Origin of the sequence: Arthrobacter sp. FW306-04-A (genome assembly GCF_044358315.1) — a bacterium.
Classification (GTDB): Bacteria; Actinomycetota; Actinomycetes; order Actinomycetales; family Micrococcaceae; genus Arthrobacter.
The window spans coordinates 4,035,375-4,055,188 of sequence record NZ_CP084559.1 but is presented as its reverse complement, the minus strand read 5'-3'; the positions used below and the strand labels follow the sequence as shown (position 1 = coordinate 4,055,188).

General features: G+C 63.7%; 21 protein-coding genes, 1 tRNA gene and 1 pseudogene. 8 read left to right on the top strand and 15 right to left on the bottom strand.

All coding sequences use genetic code 11. The features are described 5' to 3' along the window. Positions 1–73 precede the first annotated feature (73 nt). The 4 genes and pseudogenes from LFT43_RS18935 to LFT43_RS18920 all read right to left on the bottom strand — a co-directional run bounded on the left by LFT43_RS18935 (position 74) and on the right by LFT43_RS18920 (position 2,286). Positions 74–1,066 carry a hypothetical protein gene (locus tag LFT43_RS18935; protein WP_395803165.1) on the bottom strand — a complete coding sequence of 331 codons (993 nt, stop codon included), beginning with the start codon at positions 1,064–1,066 and terminating at the stop codon, positions 74–76. Positions 1,067–1,176: 110 nt separating this feature from the next. Then, positions 1,177–1,335 (bottom strand): hypothetical protein, encoded by a 159-nt coding sequence (locus LFT43_RS18930; protein WP_395799480.1) that lies wholly within the window; start codon positions 1,333–1,335, stop codon positions 1,177–1,179. A gap of 25 nt (positions 1,336–1,360) precedes the next feature. After that, positions 1,361–1,680, bottom strand: a pseudogene (locus LFT43_RS18925) (helicase HerA-like domain-containing protein); the annotation flags it as partial. Between the two features lie 48 nt (positions 1,681–1,728). Next, complete coding sequence (locus LFT43_RS18920; RefSeq protein ID WP_395799478.1) at positions 1,729–2,286, bottom strand: dihydrofolate reductase family protein; 558 nt, start codon at positions 2,284–2,286, stop codon at positions 1,729–1,731. Positions 2,287–2,331: 45 nt separating this feature from the next. Between LFT43_RS18920 and LFT43_RS18915 the strand changes: the two genes are divergently transcribed. Next, complete coding sequence (locus tag LFT43_RS18915; RefSeq protein WP_395799476.1) at positions 2,332–2,910, top strand: DinB family protein; 579 nt, start codon at positions 2,332–2,334, stop codon at positions 2,908–2,910. Positions 2,911–2,942: 32 nt separating this feature from the next. Here LFT43_RS18915 and LFT43_RS18910 read toward each other — a convergent pair whose 3' ends face one another. Together LFT43_RS18910 and LFT43_RS18905 are read right to left on the bottom strand one after the other, a co-directional pair. Continuing rightward, positions 2,943–3,122, bottom strand: a complete 180-nt coding sequence (locus LFT43_RS18910; RefSeq protein WP_395799474.1) for a hypothetical protein — start codon at positions 3,120–3,122, stop codon at positions 2,943–2,945. A 914-nt stretch (positions 3,123–4,036) separates the two neighbouring features. After that, on the bottom strand, positions 4,037–4,252 hold the full coding sequence (locus LFT43_RS18905) for a hypothetical protein (protein ID WP_395799472.1): 216 nt from the start codon (positions 4,250–4,252) through the stop codon (positions 4,037–4,039). A 187-nt stretch (positions 4,253–4,439) separates the two neighbouring features. Here LFT43_RS18905 and LFT43_RS18900 point away from each other — a divergent pair, with 187 nt between their 5' ends. The 3 genes from LFT43_RS18900 to LFT43_RS18890 all read left to right on the top strand — a co-directional run bounded on the left by LFT43_RS18900 (position 4,440) and on the right by LFT43_RS18890 (position 8,834). Continuing rightward, positions 4,440–4,868: a YybH family protein gene (locus LFT43_RS18900; protein WP_395799470.1), complete on the top strand. Its 429-nt coding sequence runs from the start codon at positions 4,440–4,442 to the stop codon at positions 4,866–4,868. Between the two features lie 112 nt (positions 4,869–4,980). Continuing rightward, positions 4,981–5,970, top strand: coding sequence for an LLM class flavin-dependent oxidoreductase (locus LFT43_RS18895; protein WP_395799468.1), 990 nt, complete (start codon positions 4,981–4,983; stop codon positions 5,968–5,970). Between the two features lie 224 nt (positions 5,971–6,194). Further along, the gene (locus LFT43_RS18890) at positions 6,195–8,834 is read left to right on the top strand and encodes a trehalase-like domain-containing protein (RefSeq protein WP_395799466.1); all 2,640 of its coding nucleotides are present in this window, start codon (positions 6,195–6,197) and stop codon (positions 8,832–8,834) included. 149 nt (positions 8,835–8,983) lie between these two features. On the opposite strand, the gene LFT43_RS18885 is transcribed toward LFT43_RS18890, so the two are convergent. The 3 genes from LFT43_RS18885 to LFT43_RS18875 all read right to left on the bottom strand — a co-directional run bounded on the left by LFT43_RS18885 (position 8,984) and on the right by LFT43_RS18875 (position 10,856). After that, entirely contained in the window at positions 8,984–9,910 is a 927-nt protein-coding gene (locus LFT43_RS18885) for an AEC family transporter (RefSeq protein WP_395799464.1), read from the bottom strand. A 144-nt stretch (positions 9,911–10,054) separates the two neighbouring features. After that, positions 10,055–10,483, bottom strand: coding sequence for an aspartate 1-decarboxylase (panD, locus tag LFT43_RS18880; RefSeq protein WP_395799462.1), 429 nt, complete (start codon positions 10,481–10,483; stop codon positions 10,055–10,057). Positions 10,484–10,538: 55 nt separating this feature from the next. Then, positions 10,539–10,856, bottom strand: coding sequence for a hypothetical protein (locus LFT43_RS18875; RefSeq protein ID WP_395799460.1), 318 nt, complete (start codon positions 10,854–10,856; stop codon positions 10,539–10,541). Between the two features lie 99 nt (positions 10,857–10,955). On the opposite strand from LFT43_RS18875, the gene LFT43_RS18870 reads away from it, so the two are divergent. Continuing rightward, positions 10,956–11,552, top strand: a complete 597-nt coding sequence (locus LFT43_RS18870) for a TetR/AcrR family transcriptional regulator (protein ID WP_395799458.1) — start codon at positions 10,956–10,958, stop codon at positions 11,550–11,552. Positions 11,553–11,620: 68 nt separating this feature from the next. Here LFT43_RS18870 and LFT43_RS18865 read toward each other — a convergent pair whose 3' ends face one another. Then, complete coding sequence (locus tag LFT43_RS18865) at positions 11,621–12,475, bottom strand: LysR substrate-binding domain-containing protein (protein ID WP_395799456.1); 855 nt, start codon at positions 12,473–12,475, stop codon at positions 11,621–11,623. A 149-nt stretch (positions 12,476–12,624) separates the two neighbouring features. Between LFT43_RS18865 and LFT43_RS18860 the strand changes: the two genes are divergently transcribed. Beyond that, positions 12,625–14,025, top strand: coding sequence for an MFS transporter (locus tag LFT43_RS18860; RefSeq protein WP_395799454.1), 1,401 nt, complete (start codon positions 12,625–12,627; stop codon positions 14,023–14,025). 69 nt (positions 14,026–14,094) lie between these two features. Here the strand turns inward: LFT43_RS18860 and LFT43_RS18855 are convergent, their stop codons facing one another. From LFT43_RS18855 to LFT43_RS18845, 3 genes are all read right to left on the bottom strand, one after another. Continuing rightward, on the bottom strand, positions 14,095–15,228 hold the full coding sequence (locus tag LFT43_RS18855; RefSeq protein ID WP_395799452.1) for a N(5)-(carboxyethyl)ornithine synthase: 1,134 nt from the start codon (positions 15,226–15,228) through the stop codon (positions 14,095–14,097). Positions 15,229–15,245: 17 nt separating this feature from the next. Beyond that, the gene (locus LFT43_RS18850) at positions 15,246–15,380 is read right to left on the bottom strand and encodes a hypothetical protein (RefSeq protein ID WP_264637052.1); all 135 of its coding nucleotides are present in this window, start codon (positions 15,378–15,380) and stop codon (positions 15,246–15,248) included. A 126-nt stretch (positions 15,381–15,506) separates the two neighbouring features. Beyond that, a tRNA-Gly gene (locus LFT43_RS18845) sits at positions 15,507–15,577 on the bottom strand. 262 nt (positions 15,578–15,839) lie between these two features. Between LFT43_RS18845 and LFT43_RS18840 the strand changes: the two genes are divergently transcribed. After that, positions 15,840–16,286, top strand: coding sequence for an SRPBCC family protein (locus LFT43_RS18840; protein ID WP_395799449.1), 447 nt, complete (start codon positions 15,840–15,842; stop codon positions 16,284–16,286). A 3-nt stretch (positions 16,287–16,289) separates the two neighbouring features. On the opposite strand, the gene LFT43_RS18835 is transcribed toward LFT43_RS18840, so the two are convergent. Beyond that, on the bottom strand, positions 16,290–18,056 hold the full coding sequence (locus LFT43_RS18835; protein WP_395799447.1) for a CAP domain-containing protein: 1,767 nt from the start codon (positions 18,054–18,056) through the stop codon (positions 16,290–16,292). Positions 18,057–18,202: 146 nt separating this feature from the next. Here LFT43_RS18835 and dcd point away from each other — a divergent pair, with 146 nt between their 5' ends. Continuing rightward, positions 18,203–18,778, top strand: a complete 576-nt coding sequence (gene dcd / locus LFT43_RS18830) for a dCTP deaminase (protein WP_395803163.1) — start codon at positions 18,203–18,205, stop codon at positions 18,776–18,778. 66 nt (positions 18,779–18,844) lie between these two features. On the opposite strand, the gene LFT43_RS18825 is transcribed toward dcd, so the two are convergent. Then, positions 18,845–19,786, bottom strand: a complete 942-nt coding sequence (locus LFT43_RS18825; protein ID WP_395799445.1) for a hypothetical protein — start codon at positions 19,784–19,786, stop codon at positions 18,845–18,847. Positions 19,787–19,814: the final 28 nt, after the last annotated feature.

The following is a 19,814-nucleotide window of genomic DNA, read 5'->3' as shown; positions in this document are numbered from 1 at the left end:
GTCGGTCACGGCCAAAAACCTGCGCCATGTGACGCTGGCCCGCGTGACGACGCGTCTCCGCCCGGCGCCGAACCTAGAAGCTCACCAACGGCGTGACCGTGATGGTGTCGGTGCCGATGTCCAACCGCGTGGTGAAGCTGAAATCGTGGACCGCGTTGAGGTCGCCGACCAATCCACTGAAGAGGTCGATTTCGCGGGCGGTTACCCGGGCCTTGCCGTTGAGGGGCGCCACCACCCATTGGCCGTCAAAGGGATCGATGCTGACTTTGGGGTACTCCGTGATTTGCCACTTGATGGTGCCGTCCACCACTCGGCTGTTGGTGACGTGGTAGAACGGGCAGTCGGGCTGGAGCTTTTGCTGCTTGGTGGCTTCGGCGGCGCAGTTGTCCAGGAATTCCTTGACCTTGTCGCTGACCACCTTGGTCATGGCGTCCGTGGGCTTCGTCAGTAGGTTGAGGGGTGCCTGTGGCGAAGTGCCGGTGGTCACCGAAGTACTGGCGGGCGGTGCCGAGAAGTACTTGCCTGCAAGGCTTGCCTCGTATTGGCCAGGGAAAAAGACGGCAAAGCTATTGCGTCCATTGGGCAAGTTCACCGGGACACCGTTCAGGGTCGCCTCGCTGGCGTTGACTACGGTCACCTCGATAGTCGGCAGGGATGACGGCACGAAGGACCATTTGCCGAAGAACAGCCATTCGGTGCCAGTACGCTCAAGAAGGAAATCCGAGTGCAGGGCCTTGCCGTCCATCTGGTAGTCCATGGGGACCGACACTCGGTTGCCACCGCGGGATTCGGCGTTGCCGAGCTTGACATCGGTAATCTTCGACGCTGCCGTCTGAAGGGCGGTACCGTCCAACATGGCGGCGTTGGCGTTGGGTACGGATGCGTGCAGAAGCCCGAGGGCTTCCCCGCCATGCCCCTTCTGGAGGGCTCCCAGGTATTCGCGAACCTGCTGCTGCGGACTGGCTAGGGAGTTGCTCACGAGGTTGATGGACACGATCGCAGCGGCCACAGCAAGCATCAGACCGAGCAGCCACCCGGCCGCGGTCTTGACCAACGCTTGACTCAACTGCACGCCCTTTACGTTACCTGCAGGGTCCGCAATACTTAGGCATCCTTCCCCTCACGTGACGTAAGGACATGCTGGGAGGAGGGCCCGACGGCGGGTGGCAGCTCCGTTTAGCGGCGCCGACGCGATGAGGTTCCGAATACTCCGCGGAGCAATTCACGGCCGAGCTGCGTGCTGCGGATCAGATCGTCCGCACATGGGCCCATCACGGATTCCGGTGCGCGCAGCTTCGTCAGCGCCACGGGCGTGGGCGCGCCCTTTTCGTTCATGACCGTGATGACCGCTTCACCGATGCCGGCCCGTTAGTTTTTCGCTGGCCGTCGCCGCGTTGGCGAGTCCTGCAAGGTCTCCCTTGATGTCCGCCAGGAATACCGGGACTCCGGCCGTGGACAGTTGTTCTGCCATCATGTGCAAGGTGACGGTCTTGCCGGTTCCCGTGCGCCGGCCACCAAGCCATGCCGGTTCATCATCGACAGCGGCAACCGGACTTGTGCTTCTTCGTGGACTTCGCCGTCGACGATGGCGGCGCCGAGCTCGATCGTAGCGCCCGCCAGGGTGTATCCCTGCTGGATCGCGGCGAGTTTTTCAGCTGTGGTTTTCTTGGCCACGCGCATAGCCTAGTGGTGCGAGGACGCATTGGCTGAAAATATTAACCTTTGAGTTTATGCCCGCTTGGCGTACCGGAGGTAGACGACGCCGTTGCCAAAGCGACGCTCGTCCAGTAGCTCTAGGGTCATCCCTACGCGGTCGGGGAGGAACTGTTTTCCGCCTCCGACGACCACCGGCGTGAGGAAGAGACAGAACTCGTCCACCAGGCCGGCTTTAATGGCCTGGGCCGCGAGAACGGTGCCACCAATGGACATGTCCTGCTCTGACGACTCCTTTAGGGACTGGACGGCTCCGGCGTCGAACTCCCGTTCAATACGCGTCCTGGCGGTGGACGGACTCTCCAAGCTGGTGGAGTACACAATCTTGTCCGTGGAGCGCCAAATCTCGGCATAGTCGCGCACGGCGGGCGGCTCCCCGGAAAGGGACATGTCCTCCCATGCGGACATGACCTCGTACATTCGCCTTCCGTACAGATAGGTGCCGATCGGCCGCTCCAGGTCATTGACGAAGCTGTGCACTTCCTCGTCGGGCATGCTCCAATCGAACTTTCCATTGGCATCGGCCGTGTAGCCGTCCAGGGACATGATCCCTGCGTAGATCAGTTTGGCCATGAACCGACGGTACACACGCGCGACCGCAACGGTATAGTGCCCGGCATGGATGATAAAGAGGTTCTACTCAGATACCTGCGTTCCCGTCGGAGCGAGCTCCTCGCCAAGCTCGACGGACTCGACGAATACAACGTCCGCCGGCCCATGACTCCTACCGGAACCAACCTTCTGGGACTCGTCAAGCATGTGGCCAGTGTGGAGCTCGAGTACTTCGGAGAGGTCTTTGGCCGGCCCAGTGGCCGAGACCTGCCATGGCTTGCCGACGAGGCCGAAGCCGACGCGGACCTGTGGGTTCCGCCAGAAGAGACTCGGGAGGAGATCATCGAACTGCACCACTTCTCTGCCGAGCACAGCGATGCAACCATAGAGGCACTTCCCCTCGATGCTCCAGGGGAAGTGCCGTGGTGGTCCGAAGAACGGCGACGCGTGACGCTCCACCAGATCCTGGTCCACATGTGCGTCGAGACGGGCCAGCATTTAGGGCACGCCGACATCCTTCGCGAACTCATCGACGGCTCGGCCGGGAAAGGCCCCACGGACCTGAATTTGTCCCAGCGAAGCACCGAAGAATGGGCCGCACACCGGGCTCGGATTGAAGCCGCAGCGCGCCTGGCCGTGGGGTAGCGTCAGAAGTGAGATCTCGGCCCTTTGGGTCTTCATTCCTCGCCATTGTCTTGGGCTTCAAGGTGTTTCGCCATGGCCTCACAGGCCTGGTTCCACCGCGCGGTGAGCGCGTGTCTGTTGAGCGGCTCGAACATGCCGTTCAAAACCTTCTCAAGCGCATCGTACGCGGCATCCTTAACCCGTTCCTGTGCCGCCATGCTGTAGTAGTTCATGACAGTGATTCGGCACCGATGCCCCCTCGGATTGTCCCACGCGCCGGATTCTCCTGTCTGTCGGGCCAGCTGATATCCATCCGTCACGCGGCCAAGGGGCGGACGACAAGTTGGACTGCCGGGATCAAGACCGACCCCGGCCCGCGGGGTCGCCGGTGAATGTTGCGAATCCGAGCGGAAGTTGCCCCGTCCTGTGAGGCATCGGACGGCCCGGAGCAGCGAGTGCGGTGTTCTGTCCACGCTCGACGAGACCCGCCTGCTGAAGAACGCGTTGCGGAACCCGGAGGCCTTGAGGTCGGAGCGGTTGGGCCCCTTGTTCTCAACTAGGCGGAACCTGTACTGGCCTGAACCGCATGGGCCCGCCGCATTCGGGGCCGTCAGGGTGCTCCCCAGTCGGCTCCGTTTCGATCGGCAGCACGCGCGCAACACGGACACCTGAAGAGTCCACCGCGTCCACAAAGACAACGGTGACACTCACGGGCGGCATAAGGTTAGGCGCAGACTGGGGCACCAGCCACCTGCCGCCCGGGCTCCTGGTTACCGGGGCCGGAGTGCAGCCCTCGCCGAAGCATGCCGAAACCGACCTCGGCTCGTGTGCAAACACCAACTCCACATCGCCTGTGTAGGGGTACCCGACCGCGGGGCAGATGGTGCTGACGCCCCCACGGATAAACACAGCCAGGGCCAGGACAACGGCCAGCACCCCAAGCATGATCAGAAGTAGCCCCCGGAGCTTCATTCCGCGAGCCTAACCCGGAAGCTCGGATTCCGGACAGCCATACCCAAAGTCTCCGACGCACGCTGCCGCGACGGAGTCTCGCAACCGATAGGTGATGGGCCACTTGCCTTCCACCTTGCTCATGCCAGCCCACGCGCAGCATGCACAAGGGATCATGAGATGGCCGTGGAGTCCGTCATCGGGCAACGATGCGGCGTCGGCTTCCTTCCGGACAACCGCACGTGCCCGGAGACGACGTCGGCCTCCCGGAACAGTGCTTCACGGTGCTCTGCCAGTTCCCTGCGCGCAGGTCGATAGCTGCGTTGGCCATCCCGGTGTTGACCAGGAGCTTCAGCTTCGACAGTTGCCGCAAGTGCTCGGCGTCGAAAGCAGTCCGTTCCTGCATGGCCATGTGGAAAGTTAAACCGCCAAGGCTATCGATTGCTCCGTAACTGTTGTTTCGACCCCCAAAACGACAGTTACGGAGCAGTCGATGCTAGCCCGACCGGTTAACCCGGGTTCATTCGGGGCCCCGAGAGGTCACACTCGAGCACGGTGTAGGCTTCCCACACAACCGCCCACACCAGAGGAGATTTTTCGTGAGCAACGAGCAAACCCCGGTTGCACAGGCACTGGATTCCTACGCCGCCGCCGTCCACGCGAAAGACGTGGATGCTTTCACAGCGCTCTACGACGACAACGTCCACATCTACGATTCCTGGGGGCAATGGCAATACACGGGAATCGATGCCTGGCGGTCGATGGCGGGCGAATGGTTCTCCTCACTCGGCGACGAGCGCGTGCAGGTCGAATTCAACGATGTGCAGTCCGTCGCGGGGGAGGACGTAGCTTTCGGGCATGCTGCCGTGACCTTCGCCGGGATCTCGGCGGAAGGCGAACGGTTGCGGGCGATGACCAACCGCTTCACCATTTGCCTTCGGAAGGAGGACGACGGCTGGAAGATCGCCCACGAGCACTCTTCCCTGCCCATCGACATGGAGACCGGCAAGGGCATCTTCACAAGCTGAGACGGAACCCACGCAAGCAACAGAAATAACCCGGGCGCCGCCGTCGTTGTCGCAAGAGTGGCCGGGAAACCGGCCGCTTGAATGAAACCACCTTCGAAAGGCCGGCACCAACGTGACTGTTCCCCTCTCCATCCTCGACCTGGCAATCATTGGCAAAGGCCAGACGGCGGCGGAGAGTTTCGCCGGGAGCGTCGCCATGGCGCAACTGGCCGAGCGGCTCGGGTACCGTCGGATTTGGTACGCCGAGCACCACAACATGGGCTCGATCGCATCCTCGGCCACGAGCGTGCTGATTGCCCATATCGCTGCCAACACGAGGACCATCCGGCTCGGCGCCGGCGGGGTCATGCTGCCCAACCACTCACCGCTCACCATCGCTGAGCAGTTCGGCACGCTGGAGACGCTGCACCCGGGCCGCATTGACCTCGGCCTGGGACGGGCACCCGGCAGCGACCAAAACACCATGCGCGCACTCCGCCGCGACCCCATGGCCGCCGATACCTTCCCGCAGGATGTGTTGGAGTTGCAGGGTTACCTCACGGGACCCACACGCATCCAAGGGGTCGAAGCGACGCCGGGCAAGGGCACCGATGTGCCGCTCTACATCCTCGGTTCGTCCCTGTTCGGGGCACACCTCGCCGCGCAACTCGGGCTGCCCTACGCCTTCGCCTCCCACTTCGCGCCCAACGCGCTGCAAGACGCCGTCGCCGTCTACCGCCGCGAGTTCAAGCCGTCTGAGCAACTGCAGGAGCCGTACGTGATTGCGGGAGTGAACGTGGTGGCCGCGGATTCGGCCGGCGACGCCCAAGAGCTGTTCCTTGAGGTCAAACGGGACCGCGTCTCCCGTTTCCTCGGCGGCGGCCGCGAGTTCACCGACGCCGAAGCGGACCTGATCCTCGACGCTCCCCAAGGCCAGCACATCGCCCAAATGGTGAAGTACTCGGCAGTCGGCACGCCGGAGGTGGTGCGTGATTACCTCGATGAGTTTGCCCGCCACGCCGACGCCGACGAACTGATCGTGGCCCACCAAAGCACCGGCACGGAGCAGCGCCTGCGTTCCGTGGAGCTTGTGGCGGAAGCCGTGGGGCTGACCCGGGTGTAGCTGACGCCCGGCTCGCGTCACGCCGAGCAAACTTTTGAAGCGCCCGACGACGGCCTACCGCGGAATTGCGCGGAACGCACCGCTGCGCCGGACCAAAAGAACGCCTGGTGTGACGCACCCTGACGAGGAAACTCGGAAGCGTTACACCCCGGCAATGAAGCAGGCACAAGGGCGAAACTCCGCGGGCGGAAACTGGACGAATCCACTCCGGAAGGATCGTCCCCATGGCTACTCCGCTCAACCAGTCCGTGGCCGACTCGGCGTTGCTGACAAAATCTCTTCCGCTCGGCCTCCTGCGGACTTTCGCCCAGTCCGAGGCCGCCCACGACGGTATCACCCCGGAACTCCTCGCCGAGCTGAGGATGCTCGCCCGAACTCCAGGACTCCTGGTGGCTTGCAATTACGGTGGAACCCTCTGCACTGCTGAAGGCGTATCTACTGAGACGCTCCCGCTGGGGAGTGCCGCCGTCGCGCTCCGGGCACTGGCCGCGCTGCCGAACACGCACACGGCCGTCATCTCTGGTAGGTCCCTGCGGGACTTGGCCGCTGTTTCCAGGCTCCCGGCAGAGGTTCATTTGGTGGGTTCGCACGGCGCGGAGTTCGACATGACCTACGCGTACAGCGTCTCCATGGCCACGGAGGCCGTTCTTCAGCAGGCAGCCACCGCCCTCAACGAATCCATTGGCTTCGAAAAGGGCGTCAGCATCGAGCGCAAGCCCGTGGCCGTCGCGATCCACACCAGGCCGGCGACGCCTGCCGTCGTGGCACGGGTGACGCGCGAGGCGCACCAGATCGCCCGGGAATTGGGCCTGTTCTTCATTGTTGACGGGTCAGTGCTGGACCTCTCGATCGTGGAGCCCGCCAAGGATGCCGCGCTGGAGCATCTGCGAACACAGTTGGGGGCAAGCGCGGCCCTGTTTGCCGGGGACGCGGACAGCGATGAACTCGCCATCGCCACCCTACGTGGCCCGGATCTTGGGCTGCACGTGGGCGACGGGGAAACCTCGGCGCGCCACCGTCTGCCGGACCCGGAATCCTTCGCCAAGGTACTCGCCATCCTGTTCGAACTCCGCCGCGCGTGGCTGTTCGGCGAGGACGCGGTGGGGTTGGAGAGGCATTCGATGATCGGCAACGGGACCTCAACGGCGCTGCTCACCCCGGAGGCCAAGATCTGTTGGATGAGCCATCCCCTCCCGGATTCCGGCTCCTTGTTTGCCCACATCCTCGGTGGCGATCCCGCCGGCCACTTCAGCGTGGAACCGGTCAAGACCTCGAAGGTTCTGGGCCAGCGCTACGTGGACAACACCATGATCGTCGAGACCCGCTGGGCCGACGTCACAGTCACCGACTACCTCGAGCCAGCACCGGACGGCATCACCAGCCTGGTCCGTGTCCTGTCCGGAACCGGCAGTGCGCGGATTGTTTTCGCACCACGCCCGGATTACGCCAACGCCCCGTTCAACATGGAGGTGCGGGGCGAGGAACTGCACGTCGTGGGCACCTCGGACCCCATCGTCCTCTTCGCTCCCGGGGTGTCCTTCACCGTCACGAGCGACGGCAAGCACGGCACCGCCACCGCGGAAGTCAGCCTCGCGTACGGTCCGGTGGTCATGAACCTCAGGTGCGGAGACACTGAGCCGACGACGCCGGACCCCGCCGGAGAGCTCGCCCGGCGGGCCGCCGTCGCGCACCAATCCCGGCAGTGGGTCCGGGGGCTGGAACTGCCCGACATGAAACCATCGCTGGTGCGTCGCTCGGCGCTGGTCCTCAAGGCGCTGGTGCACGAACCCACAGGGGCGGTCCTCGCCGCGCCAACCACGTCGCTGCCGGAAGGAATCGGTGGTACCCGCAACTGGGACTACCGCTACTGCTGGCTCCGCGACGGTTCCATGACGGTGAACGCGCTGGTGGATCTCGGTTCCACCGTGGAAGCGGACGGTTTCCTTCGCTGGCTGGGCCGCATCCTCGACAACGCGCCCGGGCCGGAATGGCTGCACCCCCTGTACTCCGTGACCGGCTCTCCGCTATCCACGGAGGCCATCATCGAGAGCCTGCCCGGTTATGCTGGCTCACGGCCCGTGCGGATCGGGAACGCGGCGGACCACCAGGTGCAACTCGACGTTTTCGGACCGATCGCCGAGCTCATCCGCGGGCTCAGCAAGCGTCGCGGCACCCTGCCGGACGAGCACTGGAAACTCATGGAGCAAATGGCCTCGGCCGTCCTGGCCCGCTGGCACGAACCCGACCACGGCATCTGGGAAGCCAGGCGTGCACCGAGGCACCATATCTATACGAAGGTGATGTGCTGGGTGACGCTGGACCGCGCCATGCAGACGGCGGTCCGGTTCCGTCGCCCTATTGGAGGCGCGTGGGAGGAGACGGCCAACATCATCCGCTCCGAGGTCCTCCACGAAGGCTGGGACGATTCGGCGAGCTCCTACACCGTGGCTTACGACAGCCCGGACCTGGACGCGGCTGTGCTCCACATCGGACTCTCGGGCCTCCTGGATGTCCGCGACCAGCGCTTCCTGGACACCGTCACCGCCGTCGAGCGGGAGCTTCGGGTGGGCCCCACCGTCTTTCGGTACAGGTACGACGACGGCCTGCCGGGTTTGGAGGGCGGGTTCCACATCTGCACCACCTGGCTGATTGAGGCGTACCTTGCCGTGGGCCGGCTGGACGATGCTCTGGAGTTGTTCAACCAGCTCGTGGCGCTCTTCGGGCCTACGGGTTTGCTTCCCGAGGAGTTCGACCCCGGCACCGAGACCCACCTGGGCAACCACCCGCAGGCCTACTCGCATTTGGGTTTCATCCGCTGCGCGCAGCTCCTGGACCGGTACCTGGACTCGGTGGACGAGGAGTAGGCGCAAGGACACGAGCCATCCTCCGCGTGCCCGCTCGTCCCTCCCTACCGTCCCCCTAACCTCGCAAGCTCGGTCAGGGAACCCTGACGGCGTGGGCCCAGCTTAGACGCACGCTTCCGGATAACTGGCGTCCTTGCTTGCGAAATTATTTAGGTGAGCAGCAGGGCCACTGCGATCATTGCGGGGACGGCCACCACCGTGGTGATCAGGACGGTGTCCTTGGCAACGGTGATTCCGGTGTTGTAGCGGCTCGCTGCGACGAAGACGTTCTGCGCCGTGGGCAGTGCCGAAGTGACCACCACGGCGAACAAAGCGTGTCCCTCCAAACCCAACGCGAAGCGGGCAAACAGGTAGGCCATCAAGGGGTGGACGAATAGCTTGAAGCCGCTGGCCAGCAGGGTGTCCAGACGGCGGCCCGTGTCCTTTTGCAAGGGCGGCGAGCCGTTCAGGCTCATGCCGAACGCCATCAGCATGGCGGGAATGGCGGCTCCGCCGATCAGATGGATCGGCTCCATGATGAGTGAGGGCACTTGCCAGCCCGTGCCGGCCACCACCAAGCCGAGGGCCGATCCCACGATCATCGGGTTCCGCACGATCATCAAGGCAAATCGCAGGGGAGTGGTGCGGTGGCTGCTGGTGCTCGCATCGAGCGCCATCAGGTACATGGGCGTGAAGAACGCGAGCTGGAAGATCAGCAGCGGGGCCACATAGCTTGCGTCGCCCAGGACGAACACCGCGATAGGGATGCCGAGGTTCGCGGAGTTGGCCAAGGAAGCGCTCATGGAGGACATGAGCGATTCGGGCAAGGAACGTTTGAGCCAGAACTTCACGATGACGAAGAATAGGCTGCCTGTGGCGACCGCGCCCACGGCCGTGACCAGGAGTGGCGCCGCGAAGACATCGTGAAGACGGGCCTTGCCCAAGGTTTCAAAGAGGAGCGCAGGGCTCGCGACGAAGAAAGTCAGGCCGCTGAGGACCGAACGCGCGTTGTCGCCCAGGATCCCGCGCTTGCCGACGAACATGCCAACAAGAATGATGGCCCACACGACGAAGAACCCGGAAAGGACGCCCAGCACTACGGCATCCGGAGGGGGATGGGCTCGGGGCGGCGTGGGTTCACAGTCCCAGCCTAAATCAGCTTTATTCGGCCGTGAGGCTCGACGGCGGAATGTTCCGCCATGTGGACGGCGTCAAGGGGGCGCCCCGGGGCGAAGAGGAGCCTAGTTCAGATCGGCGTTGTTGAGGGCGTGAGGCGGGCGCATAAGACCGGGAGTGAGGCCCTCGGCGGGGTCGCTGCCGAGCTGGACGATCTTGTTGGATCTGTCCACATGGACAACCTTGGGCTGGAAGGCCTTGGCCTCTTCGGTGGTCATCTGCGCATAAGTGATGAGGATGACGACGTCGCCCACGTGCACCAGGTGCGCCGCGGCACCGTTGATGCCGATGACGCCGGAGCCGCGCTCGCCGGCGATGGTGTACGTCTCCAGGCGCGCCCCATTGGTGACGTCAACAATCGAGACGAGCTCCCCGGGCAGAATGTCCGCGGCATCCAGCAGATCCAGGTCGACCGTCACTGAACCTACATAGTGCAGGTCGGCATGGGTCACCGTGGCGCGGTGGATCTTGGACTTAAACATTGTGCGGTTCATAACGTGACAAGTTTAGCGCGTGGCCGCTTAATCGCCGGGTGATGCCTGACACAGGCTAGGCCCTGGCCGCGGCCTTCCCTGCCTGCCGCCTCTTCAGGGAACCGTAGCCAGCGAGCAGCTTGGGAACAGCGAAGTAGACGGCCGTCGGAACCACCACGAGAGTCAGGACGAGGGCGCGCAGGGCGGGGTGCCAGGATTCGGTGAGCGGACCAAGGATCGTCAGGCCGATCGCTACGAGGGGGAAGATAGCCAGCCAAGTGATGACTGCGCGCACGTGCACGGAAGGGACCTGGGTGGACGCCGGCACAGGCGCGGAAACCGGCGCAGGCGCGGCGCTGTCAGCGGCTGCGGTAACTGGGGATTGGGTGCTCATGAAACTCTCCAACTAATTAGTTGTTTTCGGGGTGAGTTCAGACTAGACGCCGCTCCCGGAAACTGCAACTACTTGGTTGGAATCTGTTAAGATGGGTGCATGGCATGGGATACTGAGCGGACCAAACGCCTCCTCCTTGAGGCGGCCACCGCCGAGTTTTGCCAATTCGGACTCGCCGGCGCCAGGGTAGACCGCATCGCAGCCGCGGCCGGAGTCAACAAAGAACGCATCTATCAGTACTTCGGCAAGAAAGATCTCCTCTTCGACGCCGTGATCGCGTCCCAGCTCAGCAAGGTGGTGGACGAGGTCCGCATCGAGGGCAATGGTGCCGAAGCCTTGGCCGACTATGCCGGACGCCTGTTCGACCACCACCATCAAGACGCCACCCTGCCGAGGCTGCTGTTCTGGGAGGGGTTGGAGCGGGGTGACTACGTGGTGAACCGCCCTGACCGGGCCGCGAACTGCCGCAACAAGGTTGATGGTGTCATCCGGGCCATACCGGGCGCTTCCAGGGAAGACGCGGCCGATCTGATGCTCACCATCATTGCGCTGTGTGATGCCTGGCCGGTACTGCCTGAGCTGGATGGCCTCATGGCTGGCAAGGGATCAAGCAGGGCGGAGCGGCGCCGCAACGCGATCGTCCAGACCGTCCTCCTGGCTGCGCGGGCATTGGTTCCGAAGCGGAGCAACGTCTAACCAGCGCAGCAACGTCTAACCCAGCGCAGTCCAGTTCGACGCCTTCCTAGTTCCCGGATCCGCGGGAACTAGGCCTGCTTGTTGAGCGTCCTGCCGATGATAGCCTGCGTGAGCGCCTCCACGACCTCTGCGTTCGCGAGCGGGTTGCGGATGAGGGTGAAGTCAACTTCGCCCACGGGCGGGAGGCCGAAGCGCCGGGTGATCACTGTGAGGTCCTCGGGAACCAGCGACGACGGCATGACGGCGACGCCGATGCCGGCACGTACCGCTGCCAGGACGCCCGCGATCTGCTTGGTGGAGCAGGTGACCCGCCACGTCCTGCCCATGGCCTCAAGGGCATCGATGGCCAGTTTGCGGCTGACGCTCGGTGCCGGATAGCAGATCAGCGGCACGGGGCTCGCGGGATCCAACACAGTCTGTTCGACGCCGACCCAGGCAAAGTTGTCGTGCCGGACCACAGTGCCGTCCTTGGCCTCGCCCACCCACTTCACGAACACCAGGTCCAGTTGGCCGGCGTTGAGCCGTTTGTAGAGCTGGTCGCTCTGGCTCACCGTGAGTTCGAGGTTGATCTGGGGATACAGTTGCCGGAATTCGCGAAGGATTCGCGGCAGGCCCGTAATGGCAAGATCGTCGGCAGTTCCGAAGCGCAGCCGGCCGCGCATGGCGGAACCGGAGAAATACCGCGCCGCGGAATCGTGGGCCGCCAGGATGTTCCGCGCAAAACCCGCCATTGCGTCGCCATTGTCCGTGAGCCGCACATCCCTGGTGTCGCGTGCCACGAGCGCCCGCTTTGCCGCCGTTTCCAGCTTTCTCACGTGCTGGCTCACTGTGGGCTGGGCCAGGCCGAGGCGCTCGGCTGCCTTGGTGAAACTCAGGGTCTCGGCGACGGCCAAGAAGGACCGCAGCTGCACTGGCTCGAACACGGGACTCCTTGAAAGGTGGGGTTACCGCTGTTCAGGGTAGTGTATTGCAATTCGCAATGCTAGTTATACAGCCAATTCACTTCCATAATTGTGGCTGCCCACCCTAGCGTTAAGTTCATCCCAGCGAAACGTCTATCCAAGGACTTCTTTTGGCACCCCCACCGCCCTCAGCGGCACATGTCAGCCAATCCTCCATCGATTCACTCGTCGCAAGCAGCGGAAATTCAGGCCCTGCTGACTACTCGGACACAATCACCCAGCCGATCGCCGTCGTGAGCGAACGGCTACCTTGGCGGCACACATTCATTTCCCTCAAAGTACCCAACTTCAGGATCTTCGCCATTGGCCACTTCGTGGCCGTGATTGCGCTTTGGATGCAGCGGATCGCCCAGGACTGGCTGGTACTCCAGCTCTCCGGCTCCGTCACCGCCGTCGGAATAACCGTGGCGCTGCAGTTCATGCCGTCGCTTTTCCTGGGCCCCTGGGGCGGCATGATGGCGGACCGCTTTCCCAAGCGGCGCATCTTGATCCTGTGCCAGAGCGTGGCGGCCGGCCTCGCCGCCATTCTTGCCGCGTCGGCGTTGAGCCATCGCATTGAGGTGTGGCACGTCTATGTGATCGCGTTGGTCCTGGGCCTCGTGACCGTCCTGGACCAGCCCGCGCGGCAGGTCTTCGTCAATGAGCTTGTGGGGCCGAAGTACCTGCGGAACGCCATCAGCGTCAACTCCACCACGTTCCAACTGGGCGGCCTGATTGGTCCGGCTCTGGCTGGCGTACTGCTGACTGCGGTCGGCGCGGGTTGGGCCTTCGCGGCAAACGCCGTCGCGTGCTGTTCCACGGTCGCCATGCTCCTCATGCTCCGCAAGAACGAACTCTTTGTCAGCACGCCTGTGCCAAAACGCAAGGGGATGCTGCAGGAAGGCCTGCGCTACGCGCTGAGCAAGCCCACCATCTACTGGCCGTGGCTCATGGCCGGCTTCGTCGCAGTGTTTGCGATGAGCCTGCCCGTTCTGTTGGCCGCCTTCGCGGACCACATCTACCATGCGGGCGCCGGCGGCTACGGCTTGCTCAACGCCATGGTTGCCCTTGGCGCGCTTGCCGGAGCAATCACTTCGGCCCGCCGCCGCCAATTGCGTCTGCGCTCAGTGGTCTTGTCCGCCGGGATGTACGGCTTGATGCTGTGCCTGGCCGCGTTGGCGCCGTCCATGGTGTGGCTCGCCGTTGCCATGGTTCTCTCCGGGTTCTGGTGCCTGATGTTCCTGACCGCCGCCAACCAACTGGTCCAAGTCAGCGCCAACATGAGCATCCGCGGACGCGTCATGAGCCTCTACATCATGGTGCTCATCGGTGGCCAAGCCATCGGTGGACCCATGATGGGCTGGCTTGCCGAGCACCTGAACCCGCACGCAGCGCTCTTGGTGTCCGGCGGGGTGCCGGCGCTCGCAGCGGCGACGGTCGCCGTCGTGCTCGCGCGGAAGTCTGAGTTGCGGCTCAAAGTGAACGTCCGGGACCGACGCCGGATGGTGCGGATCGTCCCGCAGTCGGCGTAGCGCTGCCCGCTGGCCCGGCCGGACGCCTGCCAGGCGCCCGGCCGTCCGCGTGCTTAGACTACGGGTCGCCTACGCAGCAAGGTGCGGGTAGTCCGCCATGCGCCCTTGGAATTGCAGCACGTCCGGGTTGCGGATGATGCCGTCCCGGATCTCGATGGCACGGGAGATTGTCTCGTTGGCGTCCCAGGCCTCCGGGCCCGAAATGACGGTCTCGACGAACGGCAGGAGCGCTTCGCTGATCTCCCAGCTGGACGAGTTCCACAAGTAGGACGGGCTGTGGTCCACCGCGTAGTAGTTGATGTGGTCGCCCACGGTGAACATGGGTTCGGCGAAGGTGGTGGTGCGCGCCCAACTGAAGCCCATGCCTTCGTCGCAGGAGACGTCGACAATCAAGCTTCCCGGCTGGAACGCGTCCAAGTCTTCAGTGCGCAGGTATGTCAGCGGCGAGTTCGGGTCCTGCAGGGTGCAATTGACCACGATGTCGCTCGCGGCGAGGAACGGCGCCAACGGCAGACGGCCACGATCAGTAATGACCTCACTCAGGAACGGGGCGTTCTGGTCGTGGTCGAACTGCACGATCCGCACCGAGTGGATGGGGGAGCCGACCGCCGCGACACCGCGGTTTGTCAGGACCTGGACGTCATGGATGCCATGGGCGTTCAGGGCGGTGACCGCGCCACGCGCTGTCGCTCCGAAACCAATCACGACGGCGCTTAGGCGCCTTCCGTAATCACCGGTCGAGCCAGTCAGGGCAAGGGCATGGATGACAGAACAGTAGCCTGCGAGTTCGTTGTTTTTGTGGAACACGTGGAGGCCAAAGCCGCCGTCGCTGGCCCAGTGGTTCATCGCCTCGAACGCGATCAAGGTCAGCTTCTTGTCGATGGCGAGCTGGGTGATCGCCCGGTCCTGGACGCAGTGCGGCCAGCCCCAGAGGACCTGCCCGTCACGGAGATCGGAAAGGTCTTCCGGCTGCGGTTTGGGCAGGAGGATCACATCTGACTCGGAGATCAGTTGTTCACGGCTTGCCATGCCGCCCACCAAGGGCTCCAGCTGGCTGTCCGAAAAGCCGAAGCGCTCGCCGTAGCCGCGCTCCAGCCGGATGTGCTGCCTGAGTTCCGGAGCAATACGCTCCAGATGCAGGGGATGGACTGGAAGCCGGCGCTCGTCCGGCTTCCGCGAGGAGGAAAGTATTCCAAGGTTCATGGCGCCTATATGGCCGCTCACTTCTTGTTGCCGGTTGCCGGCTTGGCCACCGTGGTTGCGGAGGACTCTGAAGCCCTCTTATCCGCACGCTTTTCTTTGATGGATTTGCCGGATTTTTTCGATGCAGCTTGGCGAGGTGATTTGTCAGCCATGATTGCTCCCTAGAGCAGAGCCGAAATGGCTCCTAGCTCCTGACGATACACCCTTCAGGGTTGGGCGCCTTGTATCCGGACGGCCGCCGACGGGCAGGACAAGGATGCCCTGCTAGGGAAAATCGGAGCGGGCGACGGGAATCGAACCCGCGTATCGAGCTTGGGAAGCTAGCGCTCTACCATTGAGCTACGCCCGCAATGCCCGGCAATCCAGCCGGAGCAGATCCCAGCTTAGCGCAGATAACGCGGTGATCCGGACACAGACTCACCGGCGGCTGGCGCGTTTTCTTCCGCCGCTATCACGGTCGCATCAAGTTTGGTGCGGAGCTCGTAAAGATTCGGTTAAGGCTCGACGCGGGTGTGTTGCCCTGAGTCGCGCCTGACTATTCTGTAGCAGTTAGCTGCTGTGTCATGGGGAACCCGGCTACGTCTATGAGCCGTACGCCGAAAGAGGATTCCGTGGCATTTGCAGAGCATGAAGTACTCATTGGTCGCGACGCCATGACCGTCTACCGGTTCCTTGTGGACGGCTTGAACAATCCCCTCTGGCGCAGCGGAATCCGCAGCATTTCCCTCCGCTCCGGACACGCTGGCGAAAAAGGCGCGGTCTATCAGCAGACCTTGACAGGCCCTGGCGGGCGGCCGATTGCGGCTGACTTCCAGATCACCGAGGCCCGGCCCGGCGCGGAAGTGCGTTTCGCCGTCGTCGCCGGTCCTGCGCGCCCCACCGGTGGGTACTATCTCAGCACTGAGGGCCCAAACACCCGCCTGCGGTTCGCGCTGGAGTTACATCCCAAGGGCTTGCAGAAACTCATGAACACCATGATCCAGAAGACCATGGAAGACGAGGTGGTCCAGCTGGAGCAGCTCAAGGCGGTCATCGAGGAGCAGACTTCGAAAGCGTAGCGCCTACTGCGCCAGCTTGAGGCCGCCCAAACCAGTTATTGGAGTGCTTGGGGTGGCGAGGCGTCCGCCATTCAGGTCCCAGTATTCAACCGCTCCGTTGCTCAGCAGTCCCGCGACGCCCGTGGAGTTGAGGCCGGTGACACCCTTGAGTGAGCGCAAACCGGAGTAGTCCGTCCATCCGGTTCCTACTACCAGCCGGGCCTCAGACTTCGGCGTAGTGAGCCCGGAACCACGGTAGAGTCGCAGGTTCCCGTTTGATTCCACCGCCAGCAGGTCCTGGAAGCCGTCGGCGTCGTAGTCCACCATGCTGAGGCGGACCGCGCTGACGCCCGAGCCCACTTGGGTTCGTCCCACCATGCCGGTGAGCCCCAGGTTCCGGTACAGGTAAAGCGCGCCGCTGGAATCAGTGGCGAGGATCTGCGGGAGCCGGTTGTTACCGCACCAAGTGCCCACGGTCATAGTCATCACCTGCCAACCCCCTGATCCCAACAACACGGGCGGTTTGAATCCGCCGCTCACCACTCCGGGGTAGAGCAGGAGCCTGCCGTCCAGCATTTGGACCAGGACATCGATCACGCCGTCGCGGTCCCAATCCGTGGTCATGACCTCTTTCGACCCCGCGAAACCGGACCCGACGGTCCGGGCAGGACCGAATGTGCCGTCGCCGAGTGCCGGATAGTCCTTGAGGAATCCGGAGGGGTCGACGGCGACCAGGTCACCGGCGCTGCGGATGGCCGCCGCATTGAGGTCCAGCGTGGGCGGCTGATGCTTGGCGATGGGGTCGCAGACGCTCGGGGCCGGTGGCTGCGGCGGGGCGGTGCCGGCGCCGGGGCTGTTGACGGTGCCGGCCGGGAGAGTCGTATAGCCGAAGAGATTGACCACGCCCCACATGGTGTAGCTATTGGGGGTGGTCTGGTAGTTACCGTCCGTGAAGGTGATTCCGACGCCAATCACGTTGAAACGGGGATCACGAAGCAGTGCATCGTGGGCGGGTGAGCTTTTCCACCATTCGACAAGCTGGGCGGCATTCCGATCCCATCGGACCGCAATCACCTCGCCCGCGCCGTTGTTGGGGTTCAAGGCCCTGGGATCGGTCCAGAAGTTGCTGCGGTGTTCGATCACCTGGCGGCTCGCGATGTTGTTGGACCAATCCTGCGAGAGGGACGCCACGGTGGGGTTGTATTTCACCGGATTCAGGCCGAGAGAGGTCCGGTAGGCATTGATGGCGTTGAAAACGGCCAGCACCTGGGCGGAGTTGTCGTCATTGACCAATGCCTGGATGGAAACTCCTGGCACCGCTGCTGGGGAATTCTTCGTTGGGGCCGGGGCCAGAGGCGGGACGTCCACCGCCGGGCCGCCGGGGAGTGGGTCCGGGCCGGATGCCGGCGGGATGGAGGGCACCGGGGGCGGTCCGTCCACCGCCTGGGGCGATTTCCCGTTGCCAGGCTCGACGGCGGTGCCGGCGTTCGCGGGCGACGTCGCCGGATCCTTGGGGACGGAGGCGGGTGCCCCGTTACTTTCTTCATTGGGAGCGGTGGCGTAAGCGGCCGGGGCTGCCGCCGGTGACTCGGGCGCAGGTCCGGCCTGCGGGAGGCCGGATCCCGACGGCGGGGCGGACGTCGTCGTCGTACTTTCAGTGCGCGGGGTGGAGCCTGGGGTGGGAGGCGTAGCGGGCGCCGTAGAGGCGACGAGGGGGGCAGAAGCAACGAGGGGGGCCGAGGCAGGGGCCATCACCGTGAGAAGGCACGCCACTAGTACGGCAACGGGCACCGCAATTCGTCTCAATGTTTCCCCAGATTCGCGTCGTGCCACCGTTCCCAAACACAACAGCGGTAACGGTAGTCTATGTGGTGCACTATAGTCTCATCCGCCACTCCCGCACCATGGTCTTTGGTGCATGCGGTATTTTTGATCCTGTGCTGATCTCTGACCGCGACATACGTGCCGAAATCGACTCCCGACGTATTGTCCTGGAGCCCTACGACCCCGCGATGGTTCAGCCGTCCTCAGTGGATGTGAGGATTGACCGCTTCTTCCGGCTGTTCGACAATCACAAATACGCGCACATCGACCCCTCCGAGGAGCAGCCTGAGCTGACCCGCTTGGTTGAGGTCGAAGGCGACGAGCCTTTCATTCTGCACCCGGGGGAGTTCGTGCTCGGTTCAACGTATGAGACTGTGAGCCTGCCGGACGACGTCGCCGCACGCCTGGAGGGCAAGTCTTCGCTGGGACGCCTCGGTTTGCTGACGCACTCCACCGCCGGCTTCATCGACCCCGGATTCTCCGGCCACGTGACTTTGGAGTTGTCCAACGTTGCCACGCTTCCCATCAAGCTATGGCCGGGCATGAAAATCGGCCAACTGTGCTTCTTCCGTCTCTCATCTGCCGCTGAACATCCCTATGGTTCCGGTGGATCCGGCAGCCGCTACCAAGGCCAGCGCGGCCCCACCGCGAGCCGCAGCCACTTGAACTTCCACAGGACGTCTGTCTAAGGACTTCCCCTGCGCGCGCCGAGGCGGGAGATCTCGCCTCTTTCGGCGCTCGAAAAGGCCGAGATCTCACGTCTCGCCGACCCACCCTGCGCGGGCAAGGGCGTCGCGCACGCGGTGTACGACGCCGTCGAATCCCCACGCTTTCACGTGCCGCGCCGTAATGGTCACCGAGGTCCAGCCGATCGCGGCAATGGATTCGTCACGGCGAATGTCCGATTCCCTCTGCACGGCAGTCAGGTGGTGGCCGCCGTCGTAATTAACGGCTATTTTGTACCGTGGGAACGCCACATCTGGCCAGGCGAGTTCCCAACCCGTTGAATCCTGCACCACATACCGCAATTCAGGTTCTGGCAAACCCTGCCTGAAGATGGCCAACCGGAGCTGGGTTTCCGGCACTGAGTCGGCTCCTACCCTGGCCAATTCAAGCGCCAGCCGGGCGTTCCTGCGTCCGCGGATGCCTGGGTTTCCTTCCACTTGCGCACGCAGATCCCCGAGCGAACACAGCGCCGCACGGTTGTGCCCGAAACTGCGCGACTGGGAGCAGATGAAGTAATCGGCCGCCGCTACGAGATCGTCTAAGGGAAGCAAGGCAGCCAATTCCAACCATGTCCGGGCAGGACTCGTGATGGGAATGCCGTCAATGGTCCGCCGGTCGGCGGCTTTCAAGGGCACGCGGCGTCCAGCAACCCCTTTACGCACAGGCCGATCTCCACCATCCCACCGCAGCAAGTGCACCAACGGCTGGCGTTCGAGGTCAAAAGGGAGGGGACAGCGCCACAGGATTGCCGCCGTCGGGCCGCAACAAACTGTTCCCGGCGAGATGCTGGTCAGCAGGCGTGCAGTGTGGGCAAGTTCCTGTGTGGCACCCCAAGGAACACGGACTCCACGGCTGGCCACGCGCAAATCCTTGTTCCGTGCCCGGCTATCCGAAACTCCGGCGGCGCGTTGCTCGGACAGCGTGAACGAGCGGCCTTTGAGGGTGTCGGGAACAGGAGGGGGATTGCGCATGCACCAATTCTTGGCACAGCACACGCGC

Excerpts from the sequence above, each read along its gene's own strand:
- LFT43_RS18875 (WP_395799460.1), bottom strand. The coding sequence starts at position 10,856 with ATGAGCACCCAATCCCCAGTTACCGCAGCCGCTGACAGCGCCGCGCCT.
- LFT43_RS18890 (WP_395799466.1), top strand. The coding sequence starts at position 6,195 with ATGGCTACTCCGCTCAACCAGTCCGTGGCCGACTCGGCGTTGCTGACA.
- LFT43_RS18930 (WP_395799480.1), bottom strand. The coding sequence starts at position 1,335 with ATGAACGAAAAGGGCGCGCCCACGCCCGTGGCGCTGACGAAGCTGCGC.
- panD (WP_395799462.1), bottom strand. The coding sequence starts at position 10,483 with ATGAACCGCACAATGTTTAAGTCCAAGATCCACCGCGCCACGGTGACC.
- LFT43_RS18870 (WP_395799458.1), top strand. The coding sequence starts at position 10,956 with ATGGCATGGGATACTGAGCGGACCAAACGCCTCCTCCTTGAGGCGGCC.
- LFT43_RS18915 (WP_395799476.1), top strand. The coding sequence starts at position 2,332 with ATGGATGATAAAGAGGTTCTACTCAGATACCTGCGTTCCCGTCGGAGC.
- LFT43_RS18920 (WP_395799478.1), bottom strand. The coding sequence starts at position 2,286 with ATGGCCAAACTGATCTACGCAGGGATCATGTCCCTGGACGGCTACACG.
- LFT43_RS18910 (WP_395799474.1), bottom strand. The coding sequence starts at position 3,122 with ATGAACTACTACAGCATGGCGGCACAGGAACGGGTTAAGGATGCCGCG.
- LFT43_RS18855 (WP_395799452.1), bottom strand. The coding sequence starts at position 15,228 with ATGAACCTTGGAATACTTTCCTCCTCGCGGAAGCCGGACGAGCGCCGG.
- LFT43_RS18825 (WP_395799445.1), bottom strand. The coding sequence starts at position 19,786 with ATGCGCAATCCCCCTCCTGTTCCCGACACCCTCAAAGGCCGCTCGTTC.
- LFT43_RS18850 (WP_264637052.1), bottom strand. The coding sequence starts at position 15,380 with ATGGCTGACAAATCACCTCGCCAAGCTGCATCGAAAAAATCCGGCAAA.
- LFT43_RS18905 (WP_395799472.1), bottom strand. The coding sequence starts at position 4,252 with ATGGCCATGCAGGAACGGACTGCTTTCGACGCCGAGCACTTGCGGCAA.